Raw genomic sequence first — 13,043 nt, 5'->3', positions numbered from 1 at the left:
GGCCGCCTCCAGGCAGGTTTGCCGTATGCGCTGCGAATCAGACCCTGGCCGGTGCCGGAATGGGGGCAGCCTGCGCGCCGTCGTTGAAGCGCTCGGCGATACCGCGGAAGCTGTCCTGCAGGGCGAGGAAGGCATCGGTGATATCCGGATCGAAGTGCTGGCCGCGCTGGCTTCGGATGAAGTCCACGGCGCTGGCGTGGGTCATCGGCGATTTGTAGATGCGCTTGCTGATCAGCGCGTCGTAGACATCGGCCACCGCCATCAGCCGCGCCGACAGCGGGATCGCATCGCCGGCCAGGCCCTGCGGGTAGCCGCTACCGTCCCATTTCTCGTGGTGGCCGTAAGCGATCTGCTTGGCCAGGCGCAGGAAGGGCACGTCCATGCCCAGGCGCTCTTCGGCCTTCTCCAGGGCTTCGAGCCCCAGGGTCGTGTGGGTCTTCATCAGCTCGAACTCCTCGGCAGTGAGCTTGCCGGGCTTGAGCAGGATATGGTCGGGGATGCCGACCTTGCCGATATCGTGCAGCGGCGCCGATTTGAACAGCAGCTGGCGGGTTTCCTCATTCAGCTCGGCGGCGAAGCGTGGGTGCTGCTGCAGGTGTTCGGCCAGCGCGCTGACGTAGTGCTGGGTACGACGGATGTGGTTGCCGGTCTCGTTGTCGCGGGTCTCCGCCAGGGATGCCATGGCGATGATGGTGACGTCCTGAATGGCCGCCAGCTCGCGGGTGCGTCGTTGCACTTCCTGTTCGAGGAATTCGTTCTGGTCACGCAGGAAGTCAGCGGCGGCCTTGATGCGCAACTGGTTGTCCACGCGCATCAGCACGGTGGGCGGATTGATCGGCTTGGTCAGGTAGTCCACCGCGCCCAGCTCCAGGCCGCGGATTTCCTCGTCGGCGGCGACCTGGGCGGTGATGAAGATCACCGGGATGCGCTGCGTGCGGGGGTCTTCGCGCAGGCGCCGGCAGACTTCGAAACCGTTCATGCCTGGCATCATCACGTCCAGCAGGATGAGATCCGGCGGATCGTCGGACTTTGCGATCTGCAGTGCCTTCTCGCCGGTTCGCGCTGCCTTGACGCGGTACAGCAGCTTGAGCAGTTCCGAGAGGAGCGTGAGGTTCTCGGGAGCATCGTCGACGATCAGGATCGTCGGACGAACAACGGGACCAGGTGCATTCATTGACCATCCTCCGCCACAGGGCAAGCGCTGCGGGACTTCCTGCCCGCGCGCCGGTGTGAGTATAGATCGCGCCGGGCAAGCCTCCGGGGTGATCCGGCAGGCGTGTTCGGCGGGTGTTTCAGCCGTTGTGCTCGACCTCGACGAAATGCCGCGTGCCGGCCTCGACGTCATAGATGTGGTAGTTGTTCATCATCCGCCCGTAAAGGTGCAGGCTGACCGCGCGCGGACGGTCGGCGGGAACGCCGGTGACGTGGATGTGGTCGGGGTTGGGGACGAAGCTGGTGACCGCGCCGGGCGGCAGCAGGATCATGCCGCCCTTGACCAGTTCGATGCCCTCGTCGCGGTTACGGTCGGCGGACAGGCAGACGTAGCTGCGCTCCTCCAGCACGCCCTCGACTATGCCCACCACGCCCCAGCTGCCGTGGTCGTGCACCGGCGTCCACTGGCCCGGCGACCAGACCAGGGCGTAGAGCGAGAGGTTGTCGTCCGGCGCCTGGTAGACCAGGTTGCGCGCGTAGTGGAACGGGTCGCTCTGGTAGTGGTGCGCTTCGAGGAAGTCGCCGGCATGGGCCAGCAGCTCCATCATGAAGGGCGCCAGGGAGGCGACGCACTGGCAGGGTTCGGATTCCTGCCGGCTGAGCTGGGTGGCGTGTTCGATGAAGCGGGCGAGGCTGACGTTGGGCATGAGCGGTGCGCTCCGGCGGGCGTTGTCGACACAACGAAATCACTCTAGCCGCTTTTGTCGAGCCTGCTCAGAACGGTAGGGCGCTTAATCCGGCACGGGTTATCCGCCATTTCGGCGGATCACCCCGTGTCCGTCATGCGCCCTGCGTGTGGGCTCAGGCGTCCTTCGGCGCGCGCCGCAGCAGGTAGGTGTCCATGATCCAGCCGTTGGCCTCGCGGGCCGCCTGGCGGGTGCGCTGGATATCGCCGCCGACCTCGACGAGCCGCCCGCTACGAAGAATCTCGTCTGGCGTGCCGACGTAGGCGCCCCAGTAGATTTCCAGTTCCGGGTCGTCCAGCTGGCGGTAGGTGTCTTCTGCGTCGAGCATCACCACGACGCTCTCGGCGTTGGCCGGAAATCCCTCGGCCAGACGGCGGCCGGTGGTGATCTGTACCGACTGGCCGATGGCATTCAGTGGCACCCGGTGGCGCGCGGCCAACGCCTGCACGCTGGTGATGCCGGGGATGACCTGGTAGTCGAAGCTCACCCGGCCCCCGCGCAGGATCGCATCGAGGATGCGCAGCGTGCTGTCGTAGAGCGACGGGTCGCCCCAGACGAGGAAGGCGCCGCACTGGCCGTCCTGCAGGTCGTCTTCGATCAGCCGCTCGAACACCTGCTGCCTGGCCTGGTTGAGGTCGCGTACCTGTCCGGTGTAGTCGCCTTCGCGCACGCGTTCGGGGCTCTCGGCTGCGACGATGCGGTAATCGCTGCGGGAGACGTAGCGCTGGAGGATGTCGCGGCGCAGCTGGATCAGCTTGTCCTTGGCCGCGCCCTTGTCCATGAGGAAGAACACGTCCGCGCGGTTCATCGCGTTGATCGCCTGCACCGTGAGGTATTCAGGGTCGCCCGCGCCGATGCCGATGATGAGCAGCTGCTTCATGTCTGGTCCTGCGTGCCTTCGTCCGGAGGGGCACCAGATTACGCCTGTCCGGCGCCACGCTCATCTGCCGGATCGCCGCGGTAGCAGAAGCGTAGGGCGGATAACGCCTGGGGCGTTTGCGCCCTACGGGGCTGGCGCGGCGTCACCGTAGGGCGGGTCAGGCAGGATGGGTGGAGCGCCAGGTCGGCTCAGCCCAGCAGCGCCACATCCTTGCGCAGCTCGCGGGCGGCCGCGACCATGTTCACCAGCGCCGCTTCCGTTTCCGGCCAGGCACGGGTCTTCAGGCCGCAGTCGGGGTTGACCCACAGGCGCTCGGCGGGAATCCGTTGCGCGGCCTTGCGCAGCAGCTTGACCATCTCGTCCTTGCCCGGCACACGTGGCGAATGGATGTCGTAGACGCCCGGACCGATTTCGTTGGGGTACTCGAACTTCTCGAAGGCTTCCAGAAGCTCCATGTCCGAGCGCGAGGTTTCGATGGTGATCACGTCGGCGTCCATGGCGGCGATGGATTCGATCACGTCGTTGAACTCGCTGTAGCACATGTGGGTGTGGATCTGGGTTTCGTCGCGCACGCCGGAGGCGCACAGGCGGAAGGCTTCGGTGGCCCAGTCGAGGTAGCGGCCCCAGTCGCTGCGGCGCAGTGGCAGGCCCTCGCGGAAGGCGGCTTCGTCGATCTGCACGATCCTGATACCGGCGCGCTCCAGGTCGACGACCTCGTCGCGGATCGCCAGGGCCAGCTGGCGCGCCTGGGTTTCGCGGGAGACGTCCTCGCGCGGGAAGGACCACATCAGCATGGTCACCGGGCCGGTCAGCATGCCTTTCATCACCTTGCTGGTAAGGCTCTGCGCGTAGCGGATCCAGGCCACGGTCATGGCTTTCGGGCGGCTCAGGTCGCCGAAGATCACCGCCGGTTTCACGCAGCGCGAGCCGTAGCTCTGCACCCAGCCGAAGCGGGTGAAGAGGTAGCCGTCGAGCTGCTCGGCGAAGTACTCGACCATGTCGTTGCGCTCGGCCTCGCCGTGCACCAGTACGTCGAGCCCGAGGTTTTCCTGGATCACCACGGCATGGCGGATTTCGCTGTGCATGGCCTGGGTGTAGTCGGCGATGCTGAGCTTGCCCTGCCTGAAGGCCTGGCGCGCCAGGCGTATAGCCGAGGTCTGCGGGAAGGAGCCGATGGTGGTGGTGGGGAAATCCGGCAGGTTCAGGCCGGCGCGTTGCTTGACGATGCGCTGGGCAAAGGGCGACTGGCGCTGGCAGTCGGCGGCTTTCACCGCCGCGAGGCGGGCCTTCACCTCCGGTTTGTGGATGCGTGGCGAGGCGGCGCGGCTGGCCTGCACGGTGCGGCTCTGCTCCAGCGCGGCGATGACTTCCGGCGCCTCGGGTTGATTGACGGCACGGGCGAGCAGGGCGACTTCGGCGCACTTCTGCACGGCAAAGGCCAGCCAGCTCTTCAGCTCGGCATCCAGTTGGTCCTCGCGCTCCAGGTCCACCGGGCTGTGCAGCAGCGAGCAGGACGGCGCAACCCACAGGCGATCTCCCACCCGCTCATGGGCGTGGCGCAGCACTTCCAGGCTCTTCTCCAGGTCGCAGCGCCAGACGTTGCGGCCGTTGACCACGCCGAGGGAAAGAATCTTGTAGGCCGGCAGGCGGTCGAGGATGGTCGGGAACTGCTCTGGTGCGCGCACCAGGTCGAGGTGCAGGCCGTCCACGGGCAGGCCGGCGGCCAGGCCCAGGTTGTCGTCCAGGCCGCCGAAGTAGGTGGCCACCAGCTTCTTCAGCGGCTCGCTCTGCAGCAGGTTGTAGGTGCGTTCGAAGGCATTCTTCCAGTCCTGCGGCAGGTCGAGGGCGAGGATCGGTTCGTCGATTTGCACCCACTCCACGCCTTGCGCGGCAAGGCGGCGGAAAATCTGGCCGTAGAGCGGCAGCAGGCGCTCCACGAGGTCGAGCTTGTCGAAGTCGGCCCCTTTGGTCTTGCCCAGCCAGAGGTAGGTCAGTGGGCCGATTACCACCGGTTTCACCTGATGGCCGAGAGCGTGGGCTTCCTCCACTTCCTCGAACAGCTGCTCCCAGCTCAGTTCGAACTGCTGGTCAGCGCTGAACTCGGGGACGAGGTAGTGGTAGTTGGTGTCGAACCACTTGGTCATCTCTTGGGCATGCGCGCCGCAGCATCCCGTACTGACGCCTCGCGCCATGGCGAACAGGGTCTGCAGGGTGGGCTTGGCTTCGCCATGGGCGCGGAAGCGCTCGGGGATCACGCCGAAGGTCAGCGAGTGGGTCAGCACCTGGTCGTACCAGGCGAAGTCGCCCACCGGCAGCAGCTCGATGCCGGCGTTCTTCTGCACCTGCCAGTGGGCGGCACGCAGCTCGCGGCCAATGGCGCGCAGGCCGGCTTCGTCCAGCTCGCCCTTCCAGAAGGCTTCCTGGGCTTTCTTCAGCTCGCGGTCGCGGCCGATGCGGGGAAAGCCGAGGTTGTGTGCCAGCGCCATGTGAATCTCTCCATTGAATCAACGATGGGGAAATTCTCCCGGCGCAGCCTTCATGAGACAAACTCATTGTTCTTGTGATGAACATAAGTAACTCTCATGTTCGTCGCCCGTTCTGCTTGGTGCTGCGCTGGCCCGTCCCAGGGACGCTCTGACGGGCGATTACCTTCCTGCCCGCATTTGCCGCGCCAAAGCTCCAGGCGAGGTGTGGAGCTGGCGCTGGAACAGCTCGATGAACGCCGAGGTGGACTCGTAGCCCAACTCGCCGGCAATGAGTGTCACCGACTCGCCGCGTTCCAGCCTCGGCAGGGCCGCCAGCAGGCGCACCCGCTCGCGCCATTCGCGGAACGACAGCCCGGTCTCGTCACGGAACAGCCGCGCCAGCGTGCGCCTTGAAGCGCCGACGCGCTGCGCCCAGTCCTCGATGCCCAGGCGCTCGCCGGGGTGCTCCTGCAAGTGATCGGTGACGCGCCGCAGGCGGGCATCACGCGGCAGCGGCAGGGCCAGGCCGGAGTCTGGCGCGCTGTGCAGCTCGTCCACCAGTACCTGCATGAGGCGCGCTTCCGGGCCCTCGTCGGGGTAGTCGTGGGAGAATTCGCTGGCGCGCTGGATGAGGTTGTCCAGCAGCGGCGAGATTTCCAGCACGCGGCACGGGCCCAGGCCGACGGCCAGTTCCGGGGCCAGGTAGAAGCTGCGGTGGACCACCAGCGTGCGCGCCCGCGCGCTGTGGCGAACGCCCGCCGGCAGCCACATCGCCCGGCGTGGTGGAATCACGCAGGCGTACTGCTCGGTCGCCGCCTCAAGCACGCCGCTGGCGGCGTACATCAGTTGCCCCCAGGGGTGAGAATGGGGCTCCACCTCGTGGCCGGCGGGCATGTCGAAGGCGCGCAGCCACACGGGGCGGGGCAGCGACGTGAAGCCGGGAAGTGCCAAAGCATCCTGTCCCGCTGGCGGCATAGCTTGTCTCACTGTCGGAAGTGGGTCATGGAGGGCCGATGGTAGCGTCTTCCCCGGCCAATATCAGCCATCCGTGGAGAGCACCATGAGCAGCCATCGCCTGCAACAACGCCTGTCGATCCTGGACATCCGCCAACGCCGCGAGCCCGGCAGTCTGGTCGTGCTGACCGCCTACTCGGCGCCCATGGCGCGGCTGCTCGACCCGCACGTCGATGTGCTGCTGGTAGGGGACTCGCTGGGCATGGTGCTCTACGGCATGCCGCACACGCTGGCCGTCAGCCTCGACATGATGATTGTCCACGGCGCCGCCGTAGTCCGGGGCTCGCAACGGGCCTGCGTGGTGGTGGACATGCCCTTCGCCAGCTACCAGGCCTCGCCGCAGCAGGCGTTTATCGCCGCCGCGCGGGTGCTTGCCGAGAGTGGCGCGCAGGCGGTGAAGCTGGAAGGGGGCGCGGAGATGGCCGAGACCATAGCCTTCCTGGTCGAGCGCGGTATTCCAGTGATGGCGCATATCGGCCTGATGCCGCAGAAGGTCAACGCCCTCGGTGGTTTCAAGGTGCAGGGCAAGGAGGAAACCGGCGTTGCGCGGGTGTTGCGCGACGCGGATGCCATCGCTGCCGCCGGGGCCTTCAGCGTGGTGCTCGAAGGCGTGCTGGAGCCAGTGGCGCGACAGGTCTGCGAGCGGCTGGAGATCCCGGTGATCGGCATCGGCGCTTCACCTGCCTGCGCAGGGCAGGTGCTGGTGACCGAGGACATGCTCGGGCTGTCCGGCGAGCAGATTCCGCGCTTCGCGCAGCAGTACGTGCGGGTGGACGAACTGATCGGCGCGGCGGCCGAACGCTTTGCCAGCGAGGTGCGTGAGCGCCAGTTCCCGCAGGCGCGGCATTGTTTCGGCATGGCGAAGGAGTGAGCCCGGCGCGGGGCCAAGAGCACGGAACATCAATCTGCAGGGCCGGGCCATGCCGCAATCGCGCGCATGGCGCGCTCCGGCAGGAAAGCTCCGGCGCTAGAACCCGCTCTCGCGCAATGCCACCGCCAGCAACCGGGTGAAACCCTCGCCCAGCCAGCTGCGCCGCGTCCCCTCGATCTGCAGGTGGCCACGGGTTTCGTGAAGGCCCGGTGGCGGCTCGTCGAGCCTTACCAGCACATGGAACAGTGCCGGGTTGGGCACCAGTGCCTCGCCCTGCGGATTGACGTTCAGCGGGCCGCCGTAGCGCGAGGCGAGCATCGGATGTTCCAGCTGGCTGATGCGCGTGGTGCCGATCAGCACCACCTGGCCCTCGATGGGGCGCGGCACGCCTTCGGGGTAGAAACGCACATGGCCGCCGTCGGTGAGGCGTTGCACTTCGTCCTGTTTGACGTAGGCGTCCACCAGCCAGTGCTGCGGGTCCACCAGTACGCCGATGGGCTCGCGGGTGTTGATCCACTGGCCGGGCTTCCAGTCCGGGTTGACGTCCATCCAGCGTCCGCTGAAGGGCGCCTGCAGGTTGAGACGGGCCATTTCGTTGCGGGCGGCGCGGGCCTGCTGGTACTCCACGCCCAGGCGCTGGCGGGTGACGGCTTCCTCGGAGAGACCGGACGGGTCGGCCAGCATCCCCGCCAGCCGCCCCTGGAAACCGCGGATGCTCGCCTCGCTGCCAGCTACCTTGGCGGCAATGTCGGGCTCCTCCATCACCGCCAGGGTTTCCCCCTTGCCGACTTCGCCACCCGGGCGCAGGTCGCGCAGCAGCGCAGGGAAGGGCGCGTAGACGTGCAACTGCTGCGCCGCACGCGCCACGCCCATGGCATGCACTTGGGTGCGCCAGGGAATGGCGAGCAGCAGGACGATGGCGCCGAGCAGCGCGAGGAACACCAGCTTGCGCCGCGGCTTCACTTCCGCACGGCGCTGCCACCAGACCTTGAGTTCGCGCCACACAGGCTGAACGATGAACCAGCTGATTTCCACGGCGAACAGGAAGATCCCCAGCAGTTTGAAGAAGAAGTAGTAGACCGCCACGGCGATGCCGAGGAACAGCAGCAGGCGGTAGACCCAGGTACCGAAGGCGAAAGCCACCAGCAGGCGGCGCTTGCCGGTGGGGAAATGCTCCGGCCAGGGCTCATCCAGCCCCAGCAGGTTGCGCCGCAGCGTGGTGCGCGCCAGGGCGCCGGCGCGTTCGTGCAGGTTGGGGAAGTCCAGCAGGTCGGAGAAGATGAAGTAGCCGTCGAAGCGCATGAAGGGGCTGGCGTTCAGGGCCAGCGACAGCGCCCAGCTGGTGGTCGCCAGGTACAGCAACCCGTTGCGGAAGGGGCCGGGGTCGGCCAGTGCCCAGCCCAGCGTCGACAACCCGGCCAGGCCCAGTTCAGTGATGATCCCGGCGCTGGCAATCGCCAGGCGCTGGCGGTTGCTGCGCAGCTTCCAGCTCTCGCCGGTGTCGGTGTAGAGCATCGGCCACATCACCACGAAGGCGATGCCCATGTGCGCGACCTTCAGCCCCAGTCGCGTGGCCACCAGCGCGTGCCCCAGCTCGTGCAGCGTCTTCGCCACCACCAGCGCGGCGGCGAAGCTGAGCAGGCCCTCGAAGGAGAATGACTCCACCACGTCGTGGGTGAAGGTGTCCCACTGGTGCGCCACCAGCACGATGCCGGCTAGGCTGAGCAACAGCACCAGCATCGCCACGTAGCGGTTGAACAGCCAGTCGAGGCTGCCGGCGATGGCGCGCAGGAAGCGCTGCGGGCGCAGTAGCGGGATACGGAAAAACAGGTAGTGGTGCAGCCACCAGTTCCAGGTGGTCCATTGCTTGCCTTCGCTGCGCGCGGCCAGTCGCGCCAGTGCCTCGGGGCCGGGACGAAGCAGCTGGTGGTGTTCGAGGAACTGGCGGAAGCCCAGCACTTGCTCGGCGTCGGGCTTGAGCGCGGTCTGCTCGGCGATCTGCTCGCTGATCTGCCGGGGCGTCTGTTCCCAGCGCAGCAGGCATTCGAACTCCAGCCAGCCGATGCGGTAGAAGCGGTTGAGCACGCTGTCCTGGATCACCCACACCGGCTCTCCGTCCGGGCCGGGCGCGGCTTCGTCCAGGCGCAGGTCGTCGCGCAGCGGCGGGGTGGGCAGGTCTTCGGCAGCAATGTCCATCGTCGCTACCAGCCGGTCCAGGCGCGCAGGGACGCCAGCGGGCGGCGCAGCAGGTAGTAGCCGAGCACCACGCGTTCGCCGTAGAGCTTGGCAGTGCCGTGCAGGCCCAGGCGCGCATGGGGCGGGGCGTCCTGCACGCTGGCCAGCAGGCGGTAGGAGGCCACGCCTTCATCGCTGGGCTTGGCCTGGTAGCTGGTGTCGAGGATTTCCCCGTGCAGCGGGTCGAGCGGGTAGGCGGTGAGGAACAGCGCCACGGGTGCCCCCGGCTCCAGCGCGATGGCATCGGCCACCGGCAGCTGGATGCGCATGCCTGGTGCCTTCGGGTCGGCGATCTGCAGGATGCGTTCGCCGGTCACCACCGGCTTGCCCAGCCAGTCGTTGGGGTCGCTGTACACGGCCACGCCGGCGCGCGGCGCGAGTACGCGGGTGCGCGCCAGTTGCGCCTGCACGGCGGCCAGTTCGGCGCGGCGCTGGCGGGAGCGGCCGTCGAGCACCGAGAGTTCGCTCTTGCTCTGCGGGTTGTCGAAGGCGCGCTGGCTGGCGGCCATGAGTTCGGCGTCGGCCACGGCAACTTCCTTGGCCAGCACGTCGGCGCGGCTGCGCAGGGTGGTTTCGTCCAGCTCGAAGAGCGGCGTGCCGACCTCGACGCTCTGGTTCGGCCGCACCAGCATCCGGACTATCACGCCGTCGATCGGCGAACTGATCACTTGGGCGTTGCGCGAGACGATTTCCGCCGGCGCCAGGGCGGTCTGCCGCACCGGGATCAGCAGCAGAGCGGCCAGGGCGATCACCCCGACCAGCACCTGGCGCTTGCTCGGCCGCCAGAAGCGCAGGCGGGTGCGCGGCCCGAACGATGCCCAGGCGTGCGCCCAAGTCTGCCAGATGCCTTGCAGCAGCGGTTGCAGGTTGCGCGCTGGCGGCTCGTCGAGCAGGAACAGCACCAGCCCCAGACGCTTGCCGGCACGGTCGTGCAGCGGCACGCACCAGAGCCCGGCGGGCCACCATTCGCTCCAGCCTTCGGCGATATCGGCGGGCGGTTCGAGGGCGTCGCGGGCCAGCCAGGTCTGCGTGGCGTCGGGCAGCTGCGCGGCGACCCAACGGCTGGCGCGCTCCAGCCAGACCAGATAAGGCGAGTCTTCCGTGGGCTTGGCCAGGCCGGAGACTGCCAGCAGTTCGTTGCGCGATTCATGGCAGGCGAACACCAGCGCCTGGTGGAAGCGCAGCAGCGGGAACAGGTCGTTGGCGATGCTGAAGGCCAGGGCGCCGAGGGAGTCGGCCGTCAGCGCCTTGTCGCGCACATTGGCCAGGCTCAGCAGCAGCTGGGGTGGCGGCAGCAGCTCACTCATGGCTTTCGGGGAAGCGCGCGACCCCGCTCATGCCGGCGATCAGTTCGGGGTAGCTGGCGTCGAGCTTCGCTTCCAGCTCCACGGTCTGCGCCACGGCGTCGACCCGCGCGTTGATCACGCTGACCTTGGCCGGGTAGTGCTTGCCGGTTTCGTGGATGTCCACTTCCAGCGGCATGTCCGGACGCAGGCTGGGCAGCATGGACGAGGGCACATTGAGGCGGACCTTCAGTGCGCCATCGCTGACCAGATCGAACAGCGGCGTGCCGGCCGTCACCGTCTGGTAGGGTTTGACGTAGACCTTGGCGATGCGCCCGGAGAAGGGCGCGTCGACCAGGCAGTAGCCGGCCTGGGCGCGGGCCAGGGTGAGGGCGCCGTCGGCCTTCTGCACCTCGGTGTTGGCCATGGCGACTTCGAGGTCGCCCACGGCATCGAGCTTGCGCAGGTTCTGCTTGGCGGCAAGATTGGAGCGGGCCATGTTCAGTTCGGCGGCAGCAACCTTGGCGCGGGCGTTGACCTCCACGCAGTTGAGCTGGGCCAGCTCGGCATCCTTGGCGACCTTGTCGCCCAGGCTTGCCTTGAGCGCACCGAGGGTGCCGTTCATCTGCGCGGAGAGGGTGGTTTCCAGGTTGGACACCAGCAGCACGCGGATAGCGCCGGGGTCCTGGTTGTCGGGCAGTGGCGGCAGGCCGCTGGGGGCGTCATCGGCCAGCGCCGGCTGGAGCAACATCAGGCACAACGGGAGGAGCAGGTACGGCTTACTGCGCGGCATTGGCGATTTCCTTCTGCCCTGCGGATGCTTGCCCAGCGGTCGGTTGAACGGTTGATTTCATGGTCGTGGCGCCGCTGCTGGCGAGCAGGTTGGTGCTGGTTTGCTGCTCCAGCGTGCGCTGGATTTCCCGCGCCAGGGTCTTCACGTCGTGGTTCTCGATTTCCCTGGGCATCACCTCGAAGCCCACCGAGTTGTACAGCCGGCCCCAGGCGGCCTGGGCGTCGGAGTAGGCGGCTTCGCGCTGGTAGCGCGAGAGCAGGAAGCGCCCCTCGGCGCGGATCAGCTCCAGTTCGCTGCCCAGGGCGGCGCCACGGGCGGACTGGGCGTAGCTGAGCAGGCTCTGATCGACGCGCAGGCTCTCGTCGGCGAACTCCACTTCCTGCCTGGCCAGCTGGTAGCGCAGCAGGCCGACGCGGACCTGGGTGAGGATGGCCATGGACAGCGCGGTGCGGCGCATGTCGTCGGTCTTTTCCTGGCTGGCCTCGGCGGCCTTGATGTCCGGGTACTGCGCCAGGCGCAGCAGGTTCATCGAGACATTGATGCCGGTCTGGTTCCAGTCGTTGTTGTACAGGTACTTGTTGGAGTCGTACTCGTAGCCGTAGTTGAAGCTCACGTTGGGCCACAGCTGGGCCTTGGCGATCTTCAGGTCGTTCATGTCGACGCGCTTCCGGTACCACTCCTCCATGATTTCCGGGCGGCGTTCCAGCGACAGGCGTTCGAGTTGTTCGACGTTGTTGGTCACCAGCGGCAGCGGCTGTTCGCCGAGGTCGGCCAGGACCATTTTGGTGTTCGGCGGCAGCGACATCAGCGCTGCCAGTTCGGCGCGGGCGAATTCCAGGTCCTGGCGGCGCACGGTGAGCATGTACACCGAGTCGAGCAGGGCGCGCTGGTAGGCGAGGATGTCCTGGCGTGGCAGCAGGCCCTTGCCCTCGGCCTCGCGGGCGGAGGTCAGGGCACGGTGGGTGCGCATCAGCAGGCCGTCCACTTCCGGCAGCAGGCGCTGGGCGCCCAGCGCGCGCCAGTAGGCGTTGCGCACGTCCTGCAGGACGTTCTGCGCGACCTTCTCGCGGCGCTCTTCGGCCATCAGCATCTGGTCGTTCTTCTGCTGGGTGCGGTAGTAGGCGACGCCGAAGTCCAGCAGGCTCCAGGACAGCCCGAGACTGTAGAGCTGGCGGTAGCGCTCTTCCGAGGTGGACGGACGCAGGCTGACCTGGCGGTCCTCGATGCCGATGGAGGTGCCGCCCGAATCGTTGTTGCGCCCGGCGTAGCCGGCGGAGGCGACCACCCGCGGCAGCATCTCGTGGCTGGTGACGTCACGCAGGTCGGAGGCGAGCGCGCTTTCCAGCAGTTTCAGGCGGTAGTCGAGGTTGTATTTCAGGGCGCGCGCTGAGGCTTCGTAGAAGGTGATCGGCCCGCTGACCGGCTCCTGCTCCTTGTACATCCGCGCCTGGTCGTCGATCACCCGCTGGCGCATTTCCTCCTCGGTGTAGGGCTTGGGCTCGAACGCCGAGCAGGCGCTGAGGAAGAGGCTGACGGTGATGGTGGCGCTCAGGCATTTCAGTGCGTAGGCAGGCATAGTCTGTCCTTGATCGATCCTAAAGAGT

The 13,043-nt window shown here is 67.3% G+C and carries 10 protein-coding genes; 1 reads left to right on the top strand and 9 read right to left on the bottom strand.

Features of this window, described 5'->3' with window-relative positions; all coding sequences use genetic code 11:
• Nucleotides 1–37: 37 nt before the first annotated feature.
• The 5 genes from IB256_RS25350 to IB256_RS25330 all read right to left on the bottom strand — a co-directional run bounded on the left by IB256_RS25350 (nt 38) and on the right by IB256_RS25330 (nt 6,218).
• A complete protein-coding gene (locus IB256_RS25350; protein ID WP_192295642.1) occupies nt 38–1,174 on the bottom strand; it encodes a two-component system response regulator in 1,137 nt (378 codons plus the stop codon).
• A gap of 118 nt (nt 1,175–1,292) precedes the next feature.
• Nucleotides 1,293–1,859, bottom strand: coding sequence for a cysteine dioxygenase family protein (locus tag IB256_RS25345; protein WP_081516974.1), 567 nt, complete (start codon nt 1,857–1,859; stop codon nt 1,293–1,295).
• A gap of 154 nt (nt 1,860–2,013) precedes the next feature.
• Complete coding sequence (gene cobF / locus IB256_RS25340) at nt 2,014–2,778, bottom strand: precorrin-6A synthase (deacetylating) (protein ID WP_192295643.1); 765 nt, start codon at nt 2,776–2,778, stop codon at nt 2,014–2,016.
• A 188-nt stretch (nt 2,779–2,966) separates the two neighbouring features.
• Complete coding sequence (gene metE / locus IB256_RS25335) at nt 2,967–5,264, bottom strand: 5-methyltetrahydropteroyltriglutamate--homocysteine S-methyltransferase (RefSeq protein ID WP_192404560.1); 2,298 nt, start codon at nt 5,262–5,264, stop codon at nt 2,967–2,969.
• A gap of 159 nt (nt 5,265–5,423) precedes the next feature.
• Nucleotides 5,424–6,218, bottom strand: a complete 795-nt coding sequence (locus IB256_RS25330; protein WP_192404558.1) for an AraC family transcriptional regulator — start codon at nt 6,216–6,218, stop codon at nt 5,424–5,426.
• 85 nt (nt 6,219–6,303) lie between these two features.
• Here IB256_RS25330 and panB point away from each other — a divergent pair, with 85 nt between their 5' ends.
• Nucleotides 6,304–7,128, top strand: a complete 825-nt coding sequence (panB, locus tag IB256_RS25325) for a 3-methyl-2-oxobutanoate hydroxymethyltransferase (RefSeq protein WP_192295646.1) — start codon at nt 6,304–6,306, stop codon at nt 7,126–7,128.
• A 96-nt stretch (nt 7,129–7,224) separates the two neighbouring features.
• Here panB and IB256_RS25320 read toward each other — a convergent pair whose 3' ends face one another.
• From IB256_RS25320 to IB256_RS25305, 4 genes are read right to left on the bottom strand one after another with little or no spacing between them, the layout of a single operon-like run.
• On the bottom strand, nt 7,225–9,324 hold the full coding sequence (locus IB256_RS25320) for an HlyD family efflux transporter periplasmic adaptor subunit (protein WP_192295647.1): 2,100 nt from the start codon (nt 9,322–9,324) through the stop codon (nt 7,225–7,227).
• Between the two features lie 5 nt (nt 9,325–9,329).
• Complete coding sequence (locus tag IB256_RS25315) at nt 9,330–10,670, bottom strand: efflux RND transporter periplasmic adaptor subunit (protein ID WP_192404556.1); 1,341 nt, start codon at nt 10,668–10,670, stop codon at nt 9,330–9,332.
• The gene (locus IB256_RS25310) at nt 10,663–11,439 is read right to left on the bottom strand and encodes an efflux RND transporter periplasmic adaptor subunit (protein ID WP_138214358.1); all 777 of its coding nucleotides are present in this window, start codon (nt 11,437–11,439) and stop codon (nt 10,663–10,665) included. The genes IB256_RS25315 and IB256_RS25310 overlap by 8 nt, the downstream gene beginning before the upstream one ends.
• Complete coding sequence (locus tag IB256_RS25305) at nt 11,426–13,015, bottom strand: TolC family protein (RefSeq protein WP_192404554.1); 1,590 nt, start codon at nt 13,013–13,015, stop codon at nt 11,426–11,428. Before IB256_RS25305 ends, IB256_RS25310 begins: the two co-directional genes overlap by 14 nt.
• Nucleotides 13,016–13,043: the final 28 nt, after the last annotated feature.

The organism is Pseudomonas sp. PDM17 (assembly GCF_014851985.1).
Lineage (GTDB): Bacteria > Pseudomonadota > Gammaproteobacteria > Pseudomonadales > Pseudomonadaceae > Pseudomonas.
The sequence above is the reverse complement of the archived record's forward strand: the minus strand, read 5'-3'. Positions and strand labels throughout refer to the sequence as shown.

Bases quoted from the DNA above. Each gene is read 5' to 3' on its own strand.
- IB256_RS25320 (WP_192295647.1), bottom strand. From the start codon at position 9,324: ATGGACATTGCTGCCGAAGACCTGCCCACCCCGCCGCTGCGCGACGAC.
- metE (WP_192404560.1), bottom strand. From the start codon at position 5,264: ATGGCGCTGGCACACAACCTCGGCTTTCCCCGCATCGGCCGCGACCGC.
- cobF (WP_192295643.1), bottom strand. From the start codon at position 2,778: ATGAAGCAGCTGCTCATCATCGGCATCGGCGCGGGCGACCCTGAATAC.
- IB256_RS25345 (WP_081516974.1), bottom strand. From the start codon at position 1,859: ATGCCCAACGTCAGCCTCGCCCGCTTCATCGAACACGCCACCCAGCTC.
- IB256_RS25310 (WP_138214358.1), bottom strand. From the start codon at position 11,439: ATGCCGCGCAGTAAGCCGTACCTGCTCCTCCCGTTGTGCCTGATGTTG.
- IB256_RS25305 (WP_192404554.1), bottom strand. From the start codon at position 13,015: ATGCCTGCCTACGCACTGAAATGCCTGAGCGCCACCATCACCGTCAGC.
- IB256_RS25315 (WP_192404556.1), bottom strand. From the start codon at position 10,670: ATGAGTGAGCTGCTGCCGCCACCCCAGCTGCTGCTGAGCCTGGCCAAT.
- panB (WP_192295646.1), top strand. From the start codon at position 6,304: ATGAGCAGCCATCGCCTGCAACAACGCCTGTCGATCCTGGACATCCGC.
- IB256_RS25330 (WP_192404558.1), bottom strand. From the start codon at position 6,218: ATGCCGCCAGCGGGACAGGATGCTTTGGCACTTCCCGGCTTCACGTCG.
- IB256_RS25350 (WP_192295642.1), bottom strand. From the start codon at position 1,174: ATGAATGCACCTGGTCCCGTTGTTCGTCCGACGATCCTGATCGTCGAC.